A 16,831-nucleotide genomic window follows, 5' to 3' on the forward strand; every position below is an offset into this window, starting at 1 on the left:
GGCAGCGACCCGCCGGGTCACAACAGCACCATATGGTCGCGGTGGACCATCGCGCTTCTCGGCGCGTAGCCGAGCGCGGCTTCCTGCGCATCGCGGCCAAGGCCGGCGATACTCGCGGCGTCGGCGCCAGGATATTCGGACAGGCCGCGCGCGACGACGACGCCGTCGGGGCCGCTGATGTCAAGCACGTCGCCGCGCGCGAAGGCGCCCGACACGATGTTGACCCCGGCGGCAAGCAGACTCGCGCCGCCGCGCAGCGCCCGTACGGCGCCCGCGTCGATTGTCAGCCGGCCCTTGGCGGTCAGCCCGCCGGCGAGCCACGCCTTGCGCGCGCTCGCGCCTTTCTCGGCGGCGAACAATGTGTGCCGCGCCGCGGTCGAAAGCGGCCGGTCGATGCGTCCCGACGCGATGGCCAGATGCGCGCCCGCGGCGTTGGCGATGCGCGCCGCGGCGATTTTCGAGACCATGCCGCCCGATCCCATGCCCGACGCCGAACCGGTGTCGGCCATCGCCTCGATCGCAGCGTCGATGCGCTCGACGCGCGCGATATGGACCGCGCCGTCTTGCACCGGGTTGCGATCGTAGAGACCGTCGATGTCCGAAAGCAGGATCACTCCGCCTGCGGCAGCAGCTTGGGCCACGCGGGCTGCGAGGCGGTCGTTGTCGCCGAAGCGTATTTCTTCGGTCGCGACGCTGTCATTCTCGTTGATGATCGGCACGACCCCAAGCGACAGCAAGCGGTTGAGCGTTGCGGCGGCGTTGAGATAGCGGCGACGATGTTCGAGATCGTCGAGCGTCACCAGCATCTGCGCCGCGGTCAGCCCCTCGGCGCCCAGCACATCGGCCCAGACCTGCGACAGGGCGATTTGTCCGGTCGCCGCGGCCGCCTGCGCGTCTTCCAGCGTCCCGCGGCCGCCCTTTGCCAGCCCCAGTCGCCGTGCGCCGAGCGCGATCGCGCCCGAAGAGACCACCGCAACCTGCTGCCCCGCGCGCGTTCGCTCGGCAATGTCGGCGGCAATCCCCACGAGCCAGTCGCGCCGCACCGCGCCATCCGGATCGACGAGCAATGCCGATCCGATCTTGACGATCAGCCGGGGACAGGAGGAGGGCGCGAACAACATACCGCCGCCGATAGCGCGGGGCGGTCGTCACGCCAATGCCTAGCTTGGTCCTGCCCGTGAATGCGAGATCGCCGTTCCGCTCAGCCTTCGGCCGAGTGACAGACGAATTCGACCAGTCGTCCATCGGGATCACGGGCATAGCCGGCATAATAATGCGGGTGGATGTGCGGTGCCAGCGCCGGGGCGCGGTCCTGTTGGCCGCCGTTTCCGTCCGATCGCAGGAAGGCATCCTGCACGAGCGCGCGCGTCGGCGCGCCAAAGGCATAATGGACATCGATCGACGGATCGCCGTCGACGAGCCAGAAATCGAGCCGGCCTTCGTGACCGAAACCCTTGGTTGGTCCATCGACGACAAGATCATAGCCGATCGGGGCGAGAACGGTGCGATAGAAGGCGACGCAATCGTCCATGCGGCGCGTGCGGATTTCGAGATGGTCGAGCATAAATCTTTCCGGGTGAGGATTGGGAAGGAGCAGCTTAGCGGGCGTTGCCGACTATTTTCCGCGTTGGCGGGCATCAAATTGCGGGCAATCGTCGAAAAATGCCTCTATCCTGCTGGATATGGCCGCGACCGACCTCGACCGCTTCGACCGGCAATTGCTGGCCGCGATGCAATGGGATTCGACCGCGACGTCCGAAAAGCTCGCGGAGACGATTGCCCTGTCACCCTCGGCGATCCAGCGTCGGTTGCGGCGGCTCCGCGATCTGGGCGTTATCATCCGCGAGACCGCCATCGTCGACCCCCGCTTCGTCGGCAATCCGACCTTGTTCGTCGTCGCGCTTCAGGTCGAACGCGAACGCCCCGAATTGCTGGCGCAACTCCGTCGCTGGCTCCTCGCGGAAGAGCATGTCCAGCAGGCTTTTTATGTGACGGGTGAGGCCGATTTTATCCTGATCGTCACCGCGCCGAGCACGGAGGATTATGATGCGTTGATGACGCGGCTGGTCAGCGAAAATGCCAATGTCCGGCGCTTCACCACCAACGTCGCGCTCGGCGTGGTCAAAAGAGGGGTGATGATTCCGATCGCCGAAGATTGAATCGGTTGCGGAAAATCCGCTGGGTGCCCGCCAGCATCGCCCAAATTCGGCGCGGTGCCATCCCGAAACGCGGCCTGTCATTCCAGGCCGATGATAAAATCGCGGCATGGAACAGACACCTGCGCATCTCGATGAATTGATGACCGACCGGCCCACGTCGTTCATCGACCTGCCATTGCTCGCCGAGCGATGCGGTGTCGCAAAAATATGGGCGAAGCTGGAAAACGAAAGACCGCTTGGCAATTTCAAGTCGCTGGGTGGTGCGCATGCCGCGCTGTGGGCGCTTGCCACCGCGACGGGACATGACAATGTCCCGGCCTTTCTGGCCCGGCTGCCGATGCCGCTGCCTACCCTGATTTGCGCAAGCGACGGCAACCACGGTCTCGCGGTCGCCGCCGCCGCCCGCCGCGTCGGTGCGCCCGCCCGCATCTATCTTCCCGCAGCGGTGGGCGGAGCCCGGGCGGCACGAATCGCTGCGATGGGGGCCACGATCATCCGTATCGAAGGAACCTATGACGACGCGGTCGCCGCAGCGGCCGCGGCGAGCGACGGTGTGCGAACTCTGCTCGTCGCCGACACCTCCGACCGCATCGATGACCCGGTCGTCGCCAGGGTGATGGAGGGATATGGACGGATCGCAGCGGAAATTCGCGGACAACTGCGCGCCAATCACGCCGCTTATCCAACCCACGCCTTTATCCAGGCGGGTGTTGGCGGGCTGGCGGCCGCGATGGCCGAAGGGCTCGCTCCGCACGCAGAGGGCGTCTGCCAATTTGTCACGGTCGAGCCGCAATCAGCGCCGTGCGTCGAACGGGCGCTGCGAAATGGCTCGCCGGTCCGCGTGCCCGGTGCGCTAGAAACCGCCGCCGAAATGCTGTCCTGCGGACTCGCATCGGCGCCCGCCGTTGCCACATTGCTTCGATACGGCGCGGTACCGCTGCTGGTCGACGAAGACATATCCGAGGAAGCGGTCGAAGGGCTGGATCGAGCGGGCGGTCCCCGGACTACCCCGTCGGGTGCAGCGGGCTTGGCCGGGCTTCTCCATGCTTCGCGGGACCTGGAGACACGGGCGCGGCTCAAGCTCGATCGTCAATCCCGCGTCCTGCTTGTCGTCACCGAGGGAGTCTGAGTAGCCGGTCTACTGCTTCACCGGTCTCCGCCGAAGGTGTAGCTGAGCGCCAATCCCGCCGAGGGCTGATTGCGCGATCCGAGTTCGCGCGTAACGGGCGAGTCTGCGGCGTCGCCAACGAGCCGGTCATAGCGACCATAGACGGCAATGCCCCAGTTTTTTCCCAGCATGCGGTGGTAGCCCGCGGTGACGCCGACCGACTGGATGCCGCCGCCGGCATCGAAAGCGGGCAGGCCCGACGATGCCGCCGCGGCAGGCGTCACGCCGAAATAGGCATTTGTGTATTTGGCGTCGCCGAGCGTCACGCGCGGGCCGATCGAAAAGAGCCAGTCGTCACCCTTTCGCGCAACATAGTCGGCGCTGACTTCGCCGATCCATCCCTTGTGGCCGCTCAGCCCCTTGCGACCTTCGAGGCGGACTCGCAGTTCAGGGGTCAGATGGACCTGCCCGAACGCGCCGGCCTCGACCGACAAGCCGACCTTGGGCAGGTCGGCGCCGATATCGGATGCCTTGCGCTTGCCAATGAAGCCGAAGGCGGGGCCGAAAGCGAAATTGCCTGAACGGAGCAGCGGCGAACCGAAGCTTTCGTCGGGCGCTTCGAACGCGAATTCGCTGTCGCGGGTGCGCGAGACGTCGATGTAGGGACCGACGCTGACCTTGTCGGCGCCCGGCCAGGACGGCGATAGTTGCGGGCCGAGGATAACGCGGGTGCGTTTCTCGCCACCGCCTTCGGTTTCTTGCGAATATGCCGGAATCGAAGCCAAAACGAGAAATGGGGAAGCATAGAGGAGCAGGCTGGGAGCATTTCGGCGATCGGCCATCAGTTATTCCTTGTTGTTCCCGGATAAAGCGCCCGCCAGACGCATTCGTTCCTAGATCGGCGACCAGTCGGTGCTTTCTTCGCCGTCGCTATCGTCTCCGCCCGGGGCTGCCTTGCGCTTTTCGGGACCAATGATCTCGAGCAGCTTGTCAAGTATTGCGGGTACGCCCGCGCCGCTGGCACCCGACAGCGCCATCACGGGATGACCGCTTTCTTCGGCAAGTTCGGCCGATAGCGCGGCGACCAGTTCGTCGTCGAGCGTGTCGATCTTGTTGAGCGCCACGATGACCGGCTTGTCGACGAGTTCGGCGCCATATGCCTCCAGCTCGTCGCGCACGATGCGATAACTGGTTGCGACATCTGCGTCATTCGCATCGACGAGGTGCAGCAACACGCGGCAGCGTTCGATATGGCCAAGGAAGCGGTCGCCGACCCCGGCCCCGTCCGCTGCGCCCTCGATCAGGCCCGGAATGTCGGCGACGACAAACTCATGCCCCTTGTGGCTGACGACCCCAAGCTGGGGGCGCAGCGTGGTGAAGGCATAGGCGCCGACCTTGGCCTGCGCGTTGGTCACGCCGTTGATGAATGTCGACTTGCCCGCGTTGGGCAGGCCGACAAGACCTGCATCGGCGAGCAGTTTCAGCCGCAGCCACACCCACAATTCTTCGCCGGGCCAACCCGGACCGTGCTGGCGCGGCGCGCGGTTGGTCGATGTTTTATAGCTGGCATTGCCGCGGCCGCCATCGCCGCCGCGCAGGAAGACGATCTGCTCGCCCTCTTTGGTCAGGTCGGCGAGCAGGCTGCGATCTTCGTCATCGTCGAGGATCTGGGTGCCGATCGGCACCTGGATGACCAGATCGGGGCCGCCCGCGCCGGTGCGGTCGCGGCCCGCGCCGGGGGTGCCGCGCTTCGCCTTGAAATGCTGAGTATAGCGAAAGTCGATCAGCGTGTTGAGACCCGCGACTGCTTCGAAAATGATATCGCCGCCCTTGCCGCCATTGCCGCCGTCGGGGCCGCCATATTCGACATATTTCTCACGCCGGAAACTGACGGCGCCGGGGCCGCCGTCGCCGGACTTGATGTAAATCTTGGCTTGGTCGAGGAAATGCATGGCGGGGCCTTTAGGGCGGAGAATGGAAATTAAACCTCTGAACCCGCTCGTGTCGAGCGAAGTCGAGACACCCCGCAGCACAGCGTTAAGCCGAGGGGCATCTCGACTTCGCTCGATGCGAACGGAGAGAGGGGATGCGCGCCTCTAACGGGTGCGACACAAAATTACCAGCCCCTAGCCCTGCGGCTTGCCACCATGCTCGGCCCAGAATTTGGCGATACGTCCGGTGATGAGTTCGGTCGCGAGAACCCGCGAGGTGTCGCGCGGCAAGCCGAGCGCCTCGGCCATCGGTCCGCCGAGCTGCGCGTCGCCCAATGCCATCAGCACCAGCGCGAGCGTATCTTCGTGCATCAGCCGCTTTTCAAGCGCGTCGGGCGACATGCCGTCGATCAGCTTGTGGATCGCATCGACGATCGGGTCGAGCGCGTCGTCATTGCCCGTCGCCGCCATCCACGTCGCAAGCGCGCCGGCGCCACCCTCGTTGAAGGCGTCGAAGGCGAGATCGACGATCTCGCGCACATTGCGCTCGCCGGGTGGCGATTCGGCCATCTTCTTGCCGATCGTCGCGCACACGGTTTCGGCCTGATAGGCCGCGAGCGCTTTTTGCAGCCCGGCGGCGCTGCCGAAATGGTGGAGCAGGTTCGCATGGGTGCGGTCGATGCGGCCCGCGACGGCTTTCAGCGTCACCGCGGCGGGGCCCATCTCGATCAGGATATGGCGCGCCGCCTCGAGCGCGGCCGAACGGCTTTCCTCGGGACTCAGGCGCTTCTTCACTATTGACATATGTGTAAGTAAACCCTATTTCCGACCCCAACGCCCCTTTTCGACGGTATGAGCCATATGTCCAGCCTTTCCCAATCGCCGACCCCGCAGGATCTGTCGATCACGCCGCGCGACATGCGCTTTGGCCGTGACGACAAACAGGGCCGCTGGTGGCTGAACGGCGATCCGATCGCATCGGCGTTCCACACCGCGCTGTCGGTCACCTTCCCGCGCGGCGAGGCGATGTTCATCGAGGCGGTGAAGGCACACCGCGACGGGGTCGACGACAAATTGGGCCGTGAAATTCGGGCTTTCACGCAGCAGGAAGTGATCCACAGCCGCGAGCATGTCGTTTTCAACAAGAAGGCGGCAGAGGCGGGTTACGACCTGTCCGAGCTCGAAGCCGATGTGAACCAGGTTCTCGACCTCATCAAAACGCGCCCGCAGATCGTCAACCTGATGGCGACGATCGCGCTCGAACATTATACCGCGATGATGGCGGCGGTGATGCTGCGTGACGACAGCATGTACGAAGGCGCCGAACCCGAATGGGCCGCGCTGTGGAAATGGCACGCGATCGAGGAAATCGAGCATAAGGGTGTCGCCTACGACACCTGGCTGCATGCGACGAAGGACTGGAGCCGGTTCCGCCGCTGGCGCGCCAAGTCGCTGATGATGATCCTGGTCACCACGCGTTTCTGGCCGAAGCGGGTGAAGGGGATGAAGGCGCTGCTGAAGCAGGATGGTCTGACCGGCTGGCGCATCACGGCGCGTATCTGGTGGTATCTGCTCGGCACGCCGGGCATCTTGCGCCGTAGTTTCCTGCCGTGGCTCAGCTATTTCATGCCGGGATTTCACCCGTGGAACCATGACGACCGTGCGCTGATCAAAAAATATGAAAGCGACTATGCCGCCGCGGTCATGCCGGCGCATTCATCGGCACCCGAACGGATCGCCGCAGCCGCCTGATCTTTCTTCTCCGCGGTTGCGGAGGCCCAGAGCGGTTCTCTCTCCCCGACTCCGGGCCTCCTCATCCGCGAAGAGGACGCGTCAATGTTGCTGGACGCCGCGGATGCGGTCCCATATTCCTCCATTTGTGGAGGGGACCATGCAACCGCAGATGACCGCGGCCGAAGTCACGCAGTTCGAACTGCAGCTGGCGGGGCTCGACTCCTTGCTCGAATTCGGCTGCGGCGGAAGTACGCTGGTCGCGGCGCGGCAGGTGCGCCGTATCGTCGGTGTCGACAGCGACCCGGCCTGGCTGGGCAAGGTCCAGACAGATATCGCGCGCGAGGCCGTCGAATTCACGCCCTTCCACGCCGATATCGGACCCGTTGGCGAATGGGGGTATCCAACCGATGAAAAGCGGATCCGCGACTGGCCGCGCTATCACACCGAAATCTGGCGGAGCCTGAACGGCAGTCCCGATGCCGTGCTGATCGATGGGCGCTTCCGCGTCGCTTGCCTGTTGCAGTCGATCATCCACTGCAAGCCCGACTGCGTTTTCCTGTTCCACGATTTTCAGGATCGCCCCCATTATCATGTCGTGCTCAAACATGTCGATGTGCTCGCGCGCGTCGACACGTTGGCGGTGCTGCGCGCGAAGCAGCAGGTCGACGGAAAAGCGGTGCTGCACGATCTGTTCGACCATTATCTGATCCCCGATTGACCGGCCGCACGCGCTTCGGCACACCCGCCCGATGTTCACATCGCCTCCCGTCATCGAAACCGACCGCCTGCGTCTGCGTCCGGGCCGCCTGCCGGACAAGGACGTCCACATCACCATGTGGGCCGACGAACGCGTCACGCGCTTCATCGGCGGCGAACCGCGCGCACCCGATGTCAGTTGGGGCAAGTTTCTGAGTTCCGCCGGATTATGGCCGGTGATGGGCTTTGGTTATTGGGTATTCGCCGACAAGGAGAGCGACGCGCTCGTCGGCATGGGCGGCCTTAGCTATTTCTGCCGCGGGATTCCCGAACTCGAAGGCGTGCCCGAAGCCGGCTGGGCGTTCGACGCGGACCATTGGGGCGCGGGCTATGCGACCGAGGCGATGCGTGCGGCGCTCGGTTGGGCCGATGCAAATCTGGACGCAAGCGAGGTGCGTTGCATCATCGACCTTGGAAATGACGCGTCCGAACGCGTGGCGGCGAAGCTTGGCTTTCGCCGCATCGGCGAGAGCGATGCCTTAGGCCATGTCGTCGCGATCTATTCGCGGCCGAAGGGCGGTTAGGCCGCTTCGACCACAAGCAGGCCGCCGTCGGCGCTGACGACGCGGACTTTTGCGCCTTCGGCGATGTCGGGACCGCGCACGGGCCATTCGCCATCGCCGACCTTGGCGCGGCCGCGGCCGTCCTCGATCGCCTTGGTCACCGTCAGCACTTCACCGATCAGCCGCCCGCCGCGCTGGTTGAGATGCGGATCGGCCGTGGTGATCGGGTTCGCTTTCAGCCAGCGGCGCGCGCCGTACAGCGCGATGAAGGACAGTATGGCGAAGATGCCGAGCTGCAACGGGATGCTCAGCGGGACGACCCATGCGATCGCGCCGGTGACGATCGCCGCAGCGCCCAGCCAGATCAGGAAGAAACCGGGCGCGACGATTTCGGCCGCCGCGAGCAGCACGCCGAGCGACAACCACGCCCAATGCGGGTCCATATTGGTCAGCCAGTCGGACATGTCAGGCTCCTGCCTTGCGTTCGAATGCGTCCTTTGCGAGCTCGCCGATGCCGCCGAGCGTGCCGATCAGCTGCGTCGCCTCGACCGGGAACAGGATCGTCTTGCTGTTCGGGCTGGTCGCGAACTGGCTGACCGCCTCGACATATTTCTGCGCGATGAAATAGTTGATCGCCTGTGCGTTGCCGCCAGCGATCGCGTCGGAGACCATCTGTGTCGCCTTGGCTTCGGCCTCGGCCTCGCGTTCGCGCGCTTCAGCGTCGCGGAAGGCGGCTTCGCGGCGGCCCTCGGCCTGCAGGATCTGGCCCTGCTTCTCGCCCTCGGCGCGCAGGATTTCCGATGCGCGCATACCTTCGGCTTCGAGGATGTTGGCGCGCTTTTCGCGCTCGGCCTTCATCTGCCGCGCCATCGCGTTCGAAATATCGGCCGGCGGGCGGATGTCCTTGATCTCGACGCGGGTGATCTTGACCCCCCACGGCGACGTCGCCTCATCGACCACGACCAACAGGCGTGCGTTGATATGGTCGCGCTTCGACAGCGTCTCGTCGAGGTCCATCGACCCCATCACGGTGCGCAGGTTCGTGGTCGTCAGGTTCATGATCGCGAGATAAAGGTCGCTGACTTCATACGCGGCCTTGGCGGCGTCGAGGACCTGGAAAAAGACGACGCCGTCGACGGCGACCATCGCATTGTCCTTGGTGATGATTTCCTGGCCCGGAATGTCGAGCACCTGTTCCATCATGTTCACCTTGCGGCCGACACGGTCGAAGATCGGCATGATGAAGTTCAGCCCGGGCTGCGCGGTGTGCGTGTAGCGGCCGAAGCGTTCGATCGTATAGGCAAAGCCTTGCTTCACGGGCGTCAGCGCCCACAGCAGGAACACCAGCGCCAAAACCACCAGTGCAAGTGCGAATTCCATCGATCATCCCCTATGCAAAATTGCGCCTTTGCAAGCCCTCTTCCTTATTGCGGCAATGGCGGGGTTGCGCCACAGAAAAGCGCATGACCCCAGATGACTATCCGCCGCGCTCGCTGCTCTATGTCCCCGGCTCGAACGCGCGCGCGCTCGAAAAGGCGGGCGGGCTCGCCGCCGACATGTTGATCATCGATCTGGAGGATGCGGTGCCCGCCGACCGCAAGGTCGAGGCTCGCGCCGCGATGCGCGCGGCGGTCATCGCTGGCTTTGCGGGCAAGCGTGTGGCGGTGCGGGTCAATGCGACGGGCACAGCCGGACAGGCGGACGATATCGCGGCGCTCGACGGGCTGACGCTCGACGCGGTGGTGCTGCCCAAGGTCGATGCGCCGTCCGACCTCGATCCTTTGCGGGGGCTTGGCCTGCCGATCCTGGCGATGATCGAGACACCCGCCGCGATCTATGCGGCGCGCGATATCGCAGCGGACCCTGCCGTTGCCGGGCTGATCGCGGGGCTCAACGATCTGGCGCACGAACTTAAGCTGCCCGACGGCATGGATCGCGGCGCGATGAGCCATGCGATTCAGGCCATCGTGCTTGCCGCTCGCGCGGGCGGCGTCTGGGGCTTCGACGGCGTCTATAACGCGATCGACGACGCCGCCGGCTTCGCGACCGAAGCGGCCGAAGGGCGAAGGCTCGGGTTCGACGGCAAGACGCTGATCCATCCGTCGCAGGTCGATCCGTGCAACAGCGCCTTTGCGCCATCGGAACGCGAAATAGCCGCGGCCGAGGCGCTCGTCGCGGCGGCGACGGGCGGGGCGCAACGGCACGACGGCCGGATGATCGAGGATATGCATGTCACCGCGGCGCGGACGTTGCTGGAGCGTGCGGGCCGCAGCGCCTGACGCCCGTTCGTCGTTCGACGAACGCGCCTTGCCTCACCGGGACGGAAATGCCATGCGGCGACCCCATGAAAACCACCCAGTTCCGTGCCGCCATTGCGGCCGTCGCCCTCATTGGCTTCACTTCCGCCGTATCGGCGGCTCCCCCCAAAGCCGACGCGCCGATCACCGAGGCACAGCTCGCCGGGCATATGCGGATTCTCGCGAGCGACGCTTTTGAAGGCCGTGCGCCGGGGACCGAGGGCGAGGATCGTACGATCGCCTATATCGTCGGCGAATGGGCGAAGGCGGGGCTTCAGGCCGCGCCCGGGAGTGAAACGCCGTGGCTCCAGCCGGTGCCCTTCGTCGAAACGCAGGCGCTGAGCGGCACCGCGAAGTTCAAGGTGAGTGGCCGCGACTTCGCGCTGGAGGATGACGGAATCATCCTGACCGGCCGCGATCCGTCGGTGTCGCTGGCGGGTGTGCCTGCGGTTTTCGTGGGTTATGGCGTCGATGGCGCGGGCAAGGTCAACGCCGACGTCAAGGGCAAGCTTGCGATCATGCTGTTCGACAATGCCCCGTTCGGCGACAAGCTGCCGCGCTATCGCGAACGGCGCCAGATGCTCGCCGATGCGGGCGCATCGGCCGTGCTTGTCATCGCGACCGACGCCGTGCCGTGGGCGCAGCTGCGCGAAAGCGCCGGCGGCAAGGCGGTCCGCCTCGCCAGCGCCAAGCTCGGTGCGCCGGTCACCGGCTTCCTGTCGCTCGAAGCCGCCGATGCGTTGTTGAAGAGGGCCGGGCAGGACGGCGGCGCAACGCGTGAAGCGGCGAAATCGCCCGACTACAAGGGCACGGCGCTGCCGGTGACCGTCGATCTTGCAACGCAATCGGCGATCCGCCCCTTTGCCAGCAACAATATCATCGCCAAGCTTCCGGGTGCCAAGCCAGATGGCAAGGCGGTGCTGTTCCTCGGCCACTGGGATCATCTCGGTATCTGTGGGTCCGAGGGTGACGCCGACCGCATCTGCAACGGCGCGGTCGACAATGCCAGCGGTATCGCGGTGCTGATCGAGGTTGCAAAGCGCTTGGCCTCGGGCGTGCGCCCCGACCGCGACATCTATTTCATGGCGACGACGGCGGAAGAAAAAGGCCTGCTTGGCGCGCATTATTTTGCCGACCACCCCGTGGTGCCGCTGTCCGACATCACCGTCGCGCTCAATATCGATACCATCGCCATTTCGCCGCGCGGCACGCCGGTCGCGACGATCGGCCGCGGCAAGCCCGCCTATGACGCGGTGGTGCGTGAGGCCGCGACGAAGCTCGGCCGCAAGCTCGACGAGGATGGGGAGGCCGACGCCTTCGTCCAGCGGCAGGACGGCTGGGCGCTCGGCGCCAAGGGCGTGACGTCGCTGATGGTCGGCGGCAGTTTTTCGGACATGCCGCTGCTCGAGGCCTTCCTTGGCAGCGATTATCACAGCGCCGCGGACAATTTTTCCGACAAGATCCCGCTTGGCGGTGCTGCCGAGGACGCGGACCTGCATGTAGCGCTGGGCCGGGCGTTCGCCGATACAAAGCGGTGGCCGGGTAAGTAACCGGCGTCGCCCCGCAAAAACGGGGCGACGATCCGTTGCTTACGCCGCCTGCTTCGCCCGCTCGGACATTTCCTGATTGAGCATCTCTGCCAGCAGGAAAGCCAGTTCCAGCGACTGTCCGGCGTTCAGGCGCGGGTCGCAGTGGGTGTGGTAGCGGTCGGCGAGATCCATCTGGGTCACGTCCATCGCGCCGCCGGTGCATTCTGTGACATTCTGGCCCGTCATCTCGATATGGATGCCGCCGCCATGCGTGCCCTCGGCGCGGTGAACGGCAAAGAAACCGCGCACTTCGGCGAGGATACGTTCGAACGGGCGCGTCTTGTAACCGTTGGGCGTCTTGATGACATTGCCGTGCATCGGATCGCACGACCAGACGACGGGATGGCCCGATTCCTTCACCGCGCGCACCAGCTTGGGCAGATGCGCCTCGATTTTGTCATGACCGTAACGCGTGATCAGCGTCATGCGGCCGGCGACATGGTTGGGGTTCAGCGTGTCGAGCAGGCGCAGGAGCACGTCGGGCTCGAGGCTAGGGCCGCACTTCATGCCGACCGGATTGCCGATCCCGCGCAGATATTCGATATGCGCCGAGCCTTCGAAGCGGGTGCGATCACCGACCCAAAGGAAGTGGCCCGAGGTGTCGTACCAGCCGCCGGTCAGGCTGTCCTGCCGCGTCAGCGCCTGCTCATAGGGCAGCAGCAGCGCCTCGTGGCTGGTGTAGAAGCTGGTGCCCTTGATCTGCGGCACCGTTTCGGGGGTCACGCCACACGCTTCCATGAAGGCCAGCGCTTCGGAAATGCGGCCTGCGGTTTCCTGATATTTCTTCGCCCATGGGCTGCGGTCCATGAAGTCGTGCGTCCAGGCGTTGACCTGACGCAGGTTCGCATAGCCGCCGTTGGCGAACGCGCGCAGCAGGTTCAGCGTCGCCGCCGACTGGTTATACGCCTTGACCATGCGCTGCGGGTCGGGCTCGCGGCCGGCCTGTTCGAACGCGATGTCGTTGATGATGTCGCCGCGATAACTTGGCAGCGACACGCCATCCACATCTTCCAGATCGGCCGAGCGCGGCTTGGCGAACTGGCCCGCCATGCGGCCAAGCTTCACGACCGGCATTTTCGACGCGAAGGTCAGCACGACCGCCATCTGGAGCAGCACGCGGAAGGTGTCGCGGATGTTGTTCGGATGGAATTCGGCAAAGCTTTCGGCGCAGTCGCCGCCCTGGAGCAGGAACGCCTTGCCCTCGGCCACGCGCGCGAGGTCGGCGGTCAGGTCGCGCGCCTCGCCCGCGAACACCAGCGGCGGATAATTGCTGAGCTCGCGCTCCGCCGCCGCCAGCGCATCGGCGTCGCGATAGGTGGGGAGTTGGCGCGCCTCGTGCGAGCGCCAGCTATGCGGTTGCCAGTTTTTCGTCATTTGCCTGTCTTTTCGCGTTCGAATCGAGCGCCACATGGCGCCTATGCTGTGCGGAAGCAATGTTTCCGGCACGATCAAACCTGAAAATTAGCATTATCGTGACATTTGCGCACCTATGCTTTTCTTAGGGGCCCAAAACTGGTAGTTTATTACACGCTGCGGAAATGCGATGAGCGTCGCGCGACCAAGGCTTTTGGCTATCGACACCGTTATACACCCGGTGACCCGAGGTCGGGTCTCGACGCGAAGCGATTGGCTATGGCGAACTTCGATTCCGCATGGTTCCTGTACGGAGCGCTGCTCCTCCTGCTCGCGACAAGTTTTGTCGTGCGGATCGACTATGTCCGCGTGGGCCTTGCCGCGGCGGCGCTGGTGGCTTTGCCGCTGGCCTTGTTTCGCGGGCCGGGCGTCGGCTCGAGCCTTCTGATCCTCGCGATTCTGGTCGTCAACATCGGCATTCTCGCGCGGCTGTGGCTGCGTGGCACAAAGGTGGAGTTTTCGACCGAAGAAGAGCAATTGCGCCGCCAGCATTTTTCCGGACTTAGCGCCGGGGTTGCGCGCGACCTGATCGATCAGGGACACTGGATTTCGGCGAAGCGCGGCGAGGTGCTGATCCGTGAGAGTCAGGCGGCGCCCAGCCTCTTCTATCTGGCAGAGGGGCAGGCGGCGATTTTGCGCGACGGCGTCGAGATCGGGAAACTCTCCGACGGCGCGCTGATCGGCGAAGCGACGGTGCTCGACGGCGCCCATGCGACCGGGACGGTAACACTCGGCAGCAATTCCCGGCTGTGGTTTGTCCCCGCCGCGGCGCTGCGCGCCTATCTCGCGGCCAATCCCGGGATTGCGGGCGCGCTTCACGAAGGTTTTGCGCGCGCGCTTCGCGGCAAGCTGGCGAGCGCGAACACACGCATCGCGGAGCGGCCGACAAATTCTTGAGCATGGCCTTTCCTGGCCTCGAATCTGCAACCCTCGCCTGCTAGTCCTTGCCCATGACGATGATTCTCTATGGCATTTCGAACTGCGACACGGTTAAGAAAGCGCGGCGCTGGCTCGACGAGCAAAGCGTCGCCTATCGCTTTCACGACGTGCGCAAGGACGGGCTCGACGCCGAGCGGCTGCAGCGCTGGATCGACGCGCTCGGCTGGGAAAAACTGCTCAACAAAGCGGGAACGACTTTCCGAAAGCTTTCCGAAGCGCAAAAGGACGGGCTCGACGTCGATGCGGCAAAGGCGCTGATGCTCGAGCAGCCGGCGATGATCCGCCGCCCTGTCGTCGAAGCCGCGGACGGGATCAGCGTCGGCTTTTCGGCCGCCGACTGGCAAGTGCGTTTTGCGGCATGATCCGCTCGCTTATGGCCTTTCTGGCCGTCATGCTGTGCGCCGGCTGCTCGGCTGACAAGGTGACGGCGCAGCCGACCCTCGATGGCCAGCCGCCGATCGTCATCGCGCATCGCGGCGCGTCGGGCGAACGACCCGAACATACGCTGGCGGGTTACCGGCTCGCGATCGACCTCGGCGCCGATTATATCGAGCCCGATCTGGTGCTGACCAGGGACGGGGTACTTGTCGCGCGGCATGAGAATGAGATTTCGGAGACCACCGACGTTGCATCTCATCCCGAATTTGCGAGCCGCAAGGCGACGAAGACGATCGATGGCGCCGAGGTCACCGGCTGGTTCACCGAGGATTTTACCCTCGCCGAACTCAAGACGTTGCGCGCGCGGGAGAGGCTGCCGAAACTGCGCAGCACCGAATATGACGGTCAGTTCGAAATCCCGACCTTCGAAGAAATTCTGACGCTGCTTGCGGAGGTTAACAAGGGCAGGAAGAGACCCGTGGGCGTCTATCCCGAAACCAAGCACCCGAGCTATTTCGTCTCGATCGGCCTGCCGCACGAAGCACCCTTGCTCACGATGCTCGATCGCTTCGGCTATCGCGGCCGCGCTGCGCCGGTGTTCATCCAGAGCTTCGAAGTCGGCAATCTGATGGATCTGCGCGCGAGGAGCGAGCTGCCGCTGATCCAGTTGATGGACGCAGAGGGCGGCCCCGCCGACCGGCCGGGCACCAGCTACGCCGCCATGACGTCGCCGGCGGGTCTGAAAATGATCGCAGGCTATGCGGACGGCATCGGCCCCAACAAGACGATGGTGATCCCGCGAGCGACGCTCGGCCGGCTCGACAAGCCTACCGCCCTGGTTCGCGATGCGCATGCCGCAGGACTGAAGGTTCATCCCTGGACTTTCCGCCGCGAAAATTACTTCCTGCCGCTGGGCGACAAGGGCGGGGTGAATCCGGCAGGGCACGGCGATCTTGCGGCGGAAATCGACGCTTATCTCAAGACCGGGATCGACGGCCTGTTCAGCGACAATCCGCGCGAGGCCGTCGCAACCATGAAAAAGGGGAACGGACAATGACCGAAGCGCGATTGGGCAACAGCGGGCTGGCCATCCATCCCTTCGTCCTTGGCGGTAATGTGTTTGGCATGACCGCGGGCCGCGATGCGAGTTTCGCGGTTCTCGACCGCTTCGTCGAACGGGGCGGCGGGATGATCGATACCGCCGACGTTTATTCGGCGTGGGTTCCGGGCCACAAGGGTGGCGAGTCCGAGAGCATGATGGGCGCGTGGCTTAAAGACAGCGGCGCGCGCGATCGGGTGCTGATCGCAACCAAGGTCGGGATGATGCCCGGCGGGCTGAAGCCCGACCGGATTCGCGAAGCGGCGCAGGGCTCGCTCGACCGCCTCGGCACCGACGTCATCGACCTTTATTTTGCGCACAAGGACGATCCAGATGTGCCGCTCGACGAAGTGCTGGGCGCTTTTGCCGAACTGATCGATGCGGGCATCGTGCGTGCGATCGGCGCGTCGAACTATTCTGCCGAGCGTCTGGCGGAGGCGCTGCGCGTGGCGGATGAAAACGGTCTGCCGCGTTTCACCGCGATGCAGCCCGAGCTCAACCTGCTCGACCGCGAGCAATATGAAGGACCGCTACAACAGCTCTGCATCGAAGAGGGGCTGGGCGTCGTCACCTATTTCAGCCTCGCCTCAGGCTATCTGTCGGGCAAATATCGCGGTGCCGACGACCTTGGCAAAAGTCCGCGCGGCGCGCGCGTCAAACCCTATCTCGAAGGCAAGGGCCCCGCGGTGCTGGCGGTGATGGACCGTATCGCGGCGGAGACCGGCGCCACGCTGTCGCAAATCGCGCTGGCATGGGTTGCCGTGCAGCCCGGCGTCACCGCACCGATCGCCAGCGCGACCTCGGTGGACCAGCTCGACGAATTGCTCGGCAGCGTCGATCTGGAGCTCAGTGAAGCGCATCTGGCGGAGCTCGGCGCGGCCTGAAGCCCGGCCCGACGCCGCCGGGGAGAAGCGTGGACCGGGCC

Annotated in this window: 19 protein-coding genes; 11 read left to right on the forward strand and 8 right to left on the reverse strand. The window is 64.8% G+C overall.

The window, feature by feature from the left end:
- Positions 1–17: 17 nt before the first annotated feature.
- Both proB and AC3A43_RS14360 read right to left on the reverse strand, forming a co-directional pair.
- Complete coding sequence (gene proB / locus AC3A43_RS14355) at positions 18–1,121, reverse strand: glutamate 5-kinase (RefSeq protein WP_487793236.1); 1,104 nt, start codon at positions 1,119–1,121, stop codon at positions 18–20.
- A gap of 80 nt (positions 1,122–1,201) precedes the next feature.
- A complete protein-coding gene (locus AC3A43_RS14360; RefSeq protein ID WP_487793237.1) occupies positions 1,202–1,564 on the reverse strand; it encodes a VOC family protein in 363 nt (120 codons plus the stop codon).
- A gap of 118 nt (positions 1,565–1,682) precedes the next feature.
- Between AC3A43_RS14360 and AC3A43_RS14365 the strand changes: the two genes are divergently transcribed.
- Positions 1,683–2,159: an Lrp/AsnC family transcriptional regulator gene (locus tag AC3A43_RS14365; RefSeq protein ID WP_487793238.1), complete on the forward strand. Its 477-nt coding sequence runs from the start codon at positions 1,683–1,685 to the stop codon at positions 2,157–2,159.
- Positions 2,160–2,265: 106 nt separating this feature from the next.
- On the forward strand, positions 2,266–3,288 hold the full coding sequence (locus tag AC3A43_RS14370; RefSeq protein ID WP_487793239.1) for a pyridoxal-phosphate dependent enzyme: 1,023 nt from the start codon (positions 2,266–2,268) through the stop codon (positions 3,286–3,288).
- A 17-nt stretch (positions 3,289–3,305) separates the two neighbouring features.
- Here AC3A43_RS14370 and AC3A43_RS14375 read toward each other — a convergent pair whose 3' ends face one another.
- The 3 genes from AC3A43_RS14375 to AC3A43_RS14385 form a co-directional block, all read right to left on the reverse strand.
- Positions 3,306–4,109 carry a MipA/OmpV family protein gene (locus tag AC3A43_RS14375; RefSeq protein WP_487793240.1) on the reverse strand — a complete coding sequence of 268 codons (804 nt, stop codon included), beginning with the start codon at positions 4,107–4,109 and terminating at the stop codon, positions 3,306–3,308.
- Positions 4,110–4,160: 51 nt separating this feature from the next.
- Positions 4,161–5,219, reverse strand: a complete 1,059-nt coding sequence (gene obgE / locus AC3A43_RS14380) for a GTPase ObgE (RefSeq protein WP_487793241.1) — start codon at positions 5,217–5,219, stop codon at positions 4,161–4,163.
- Positions 5,220–5,393: 174 nt separating this feature from the next.
- Positions 5,394–6,002: a TetR/AcrR family transcriptional regulator gene (locus AC3A43_RS14385; protein ID WP_487793242.1), complete on the reverse strand. Its 609-nt coding sequence runs from the start codon at positions 6,000–6,002 to the stop codon at positions 5,394–5,396.
- A gap of 57 nt (positions 6,003–6,059) precedes the next feature.
- Here AC3A43_RS14385 and AC3A43_RS14390 point away from each other — a divergent pair, with 57 nt between their 5' ends.
- From AC3A43_RS14390 to AC3A43_RS14400, 3 genes are all read left to right on the forward strand, one after another.
- Positions 6,060–6,950 carry a metal-dependent hydrolase gene (locus AC3A43_RS14390; RefSeq protein WP_487793243.1) on the forward strand — a complete coding sequence of 297 codons (891 nt, stop codon included), beginning with the start codon at positions 6,060–6,062 and terminating at the stop codon, positions 6,948–6,950.
- 139 nt (positions 6,951–7,089) lie between these two features.
- Positions 7,090–7,650, forward strand: coding sequence for a hypothetical protein (locus AC3A43_RS14395; RefSeq protein ID WP_487793244.1), 561 nt, complete (start codon positions 7,090–7,092; stop codon positions 7,648–7,650).
- Positions 7,651–7,681: 31 nt separating this feature from the next.
- Positions 7,682–8,212: a GNAT family N-acetyltransferase gene (locus tag AC3A43_RS14400; protein ID WP_487793245.1), complete on the forward strand. Its 531-nt coding sequence runs from the start codon at positions 7,682–7,684 to the stop codon at positions 8,210–8,212.
- On the opposite strand, the gene AC3A43_RS14405 is transcribed toward AC3A43_RS14400, so the two are convergent.
- Positions 8,209–8,655, reverse strand: a complete 447-nt coding sequence (locus tag AC3A43_RS14405; RefSeq protein WP_487793246.1) for an NfeD family protein — start codon at positions 8,653–8,655, stop codon at positions 8,209–8,211. The genes AC3A43_RS14400 and AC3A43_RS14405 overlap by 4 nt on opposite strands.
- A 1-nt stretch (position 8,656) precedes the next feature.
- A complete protein-coding gene (locus AC3A43_RS14410; protein WP_487793247.1) occupies positions 8,657–9,571 on the reverse strand; it encodes an SPFH domain-containing protein in 915 nt (304 codons plus the stop codon).
- 83 nt (positions 9,572–9,654) lie between these two features.
- On the opposite strand from AC3A43_RS14410, the gene AC3A43_RS14415 reads away from it, so the two are divergent.
- A complete protein-coding gene (locus AC3A43_RS14415) occupies positions 9,655–10,470 on the forward strand; it encodes an HpcH/HpaI aldolase/citrate lyase family protein (protein WP_487793248.1) in 816 nt (271 codons plus the stop codon).
- A 65-nt stretch (positions 10,471–10,535) separates the two neighbouring features.
- Positions 10,536–12,038: a M28 family peptidase gene (locus AC3A43_RS14420; RefSeq protein ID WP_487793249.1), complete on the forward strand. Its 1,503-nt coding sequence runs from the start codon at positions 10,536–10,538 to the stop codon at positions 12,036–12,038.
- A 39-nt stretch (positions 12,039–12,077) separates the two neighbouring features.
- Here the strand turns inward: AC3A43_RS14420 and AC3A43_RS14425 are convergent, their stop codons facing one another.
- The gene (locus AC3A43_RS14425) at positions 12,078–13,451 is read right to left on the reverse strand and encodes a class II 3-deoxy-7-phosphoheptulonate synthase (RefSeq protein WP_487793250.1); all 1,374 of its coding nucleotides are present in this window, start codon (positions 13,449–13,451) and stop codon (positions 12,078–12,080) included.
- A gap of 258 nt (positions 13,452–13,709) precedes the next feature.
- On the opposite strand from AC3A43_RS14425, the gene AC3A43_RS14430 reads away from it, so the two are divergent.
- From AC3A43_RS14430 to AC3A43_RS14445, 4 genes are read left to right on the forward strand one after another with little or no spacing between them, the layout of a single operon-like run.
- Entirely contained in the window at positions 13,710–14,387 is a 678-nt protein-coding gene (locus AC3A43_RS14430; RefSeq protein WP_487793251.1) for a Crp/Fnr family transcriptional regulator, read from the forward strand.
- A gap of 53 nt (positions 14,388–14,440) precedes the next feature.
- On the forward strand, positions 14,441–14,791 hold the full coding sequence (locus tag AC3A43_RS14435; protein ID WP_487793252.1) for an ArsC family reductase: 351 nt from the start codon (positions 14,441–14,443) through the stop codon (positions 14,789–14,791).
- Positions 14,788–15,864, forward strand: a complete 1,077-nt coding sequence (locus AC3A43_RS14440; protein WP_487793253.1) for a glycerophosphodiester phosphodiesterase — start codon at positions 14,788–14,790, stop codon at positions 15,862–15,864. Before AC3A43_RS14435 ends, AC3A43_RS14440 begins: the two co-directional genes overlap by 4 nt.
- Complete coding sequence (locus AC3A43_RS14445; protein ID WP_487793254.1) at positions 15,861–16,790, forward strand: aldo/keto reductase; 930 nt, start codon at positions 15,861–15,863, stop codon at positions 16,788–16,790. The genes AC3A43_RS14440 and AC3A43_RS14445 overlap by 4 nt, the downstream gene beginning before the upstream one ends.
- Positions 16,791–16,831: the final 41 nt, after the last annotated feature.

It is taken from the genome of Sphingopyxis sp. Soil_C_28 (assembly GCF_057657055.1).

Bases quoted from the DNA above. Each gene is read 5' to 3' on its own strand.
- AC3A43_RS14390 (WP_487793243.1), top strand. From the start codon at position 6,060: ATGTCCAGCCTTTCCCAATCGCCGACCCCGCAGGATCTGTCGATCACG.
- AC3A43_RS14365 (WP_487793238.1), top strand. From the start codon at position 1,683: ATGGCCGCGACCGACCTCGACCGCTTCGACCGGCAATTGCTGGCCGCG.
- AC3A43_RS14395 (WP_487793244.1), top strand. From the start codon at position 7,090: ATGCAACCGCAGATGACCGCGGCCGAAGTCACGCAGTTCGAACTGCAG.
- AC3A43_RS14415 (WP_487793248.1), top strand. From the start codon at position 9,655: ATGACCCCAGATGACTATCCGCCGCGCTCGCTGCTCTATGTCCCCGGC.
- proB (WP_487793236.1), bottom strand. From the start codon at position 1,121: ATGTTGTTCGCGCCCTCCTCCTGTCCCCGGCTGATCGTCAAGATCGGA.
- AC3A43_RS14440 (WP_487793253.1), top strand. From the start codon at position 14,788: ATGATCCGCTCGCTTATGGCCTTTCTGGCCGTCATGCTGTGCGCCGGC.
- AC3A43_RS14430 (WP_487793251.1), top strand. From the start codon at position 13,710: ATGGCGAACTTCGATTCCGCATGGTTCCTGTACGGAGCGCTGCTCCTC.
- AC3A43_RS14410 (WP_487793247.1), bottom strand. From the start codon at position 9,571: ATGGAATTCGCACTTGCACTGGTGGTTTTGGCGCTGGTGTTCCTGCTG.
- AC3A43_RS14360 (WP_487793237.1), bottom strand. From the start codon at position 1,564: ATGCTCGACCATCTCGAAATCCGCACGCGCCGCATGGACGATTGCGTC.
- AC3A43_RS14435 (WP_487793252.1), top strand. From the start codon at position 14,441: ATGACGATGATTCTCTATGGCATTTCGAACTGCGACACGGTTAAGAAA.
- AC3A43_RS14420 (WP_487793249.1), top strand. From the start codon at position 10,536: ATGAAAACCACCCAGTTCCGTGCCGCCATTGCGGCCGTCGCCCTCATT.
- AC3A43_RS14370 (WP_487793239.1), top strand. From the start codon at position 2,266: ATGGAACAGACACCTGCGCATCTCGATGAATTGATGACCGACCGGCCC.
- AC3A43_RS14375 (WP_487793240.1), bottom strand. From the start codon at position 4,109: ATGGCCGATCGCCGAAATGCTCCCAGCCTGCTCCTCTATGCTTCCCCA.
- AC3A43_RS14400 (WP_487793245.1), top strand. From the start codon at position 7,682: ATGTTCACATCGCCTCCCGTCATCGAAACCGACCGCCTGCGTCTGCGT.
- AC3A43_RS14425 (WP_487793250.1), bottom strand. From the start codon at position 13,451: ATGACGAAAAACTGGCAACCGCATAGCTGGCGCTCGCACGAGGCGCGC.
- AC3A43_RS14445 (WP_487793254.1), top strand. From the start codon at position 15,861: ATGACCGAAGCGCGATTGGGCAACAGCGGGCTGGCCATCCATCCCTTC.
- AC3A43_RS14405 (WP_487793246.1), bottom strand. From the start codon at position 8,655: ATGTCCGACTGGCTGACCAATATGGACCCGCATTGGGCGTGGTTGTCG.
- obgE (WP_487793241.1), bottom strand. From the start codon at position 5,219: ATGCATTTCCTCGACCAAGCCAAGATTTACATCAAGTCCGGCGACGGC.
- AC3A43_RS14385 (WP_487793242.1), bottom strand. From the start codon at position 6,002: ATGTCAATAGTGAAGAAGCGCCTGAGTCCCGAGGAAAGCCGTTCGGCC.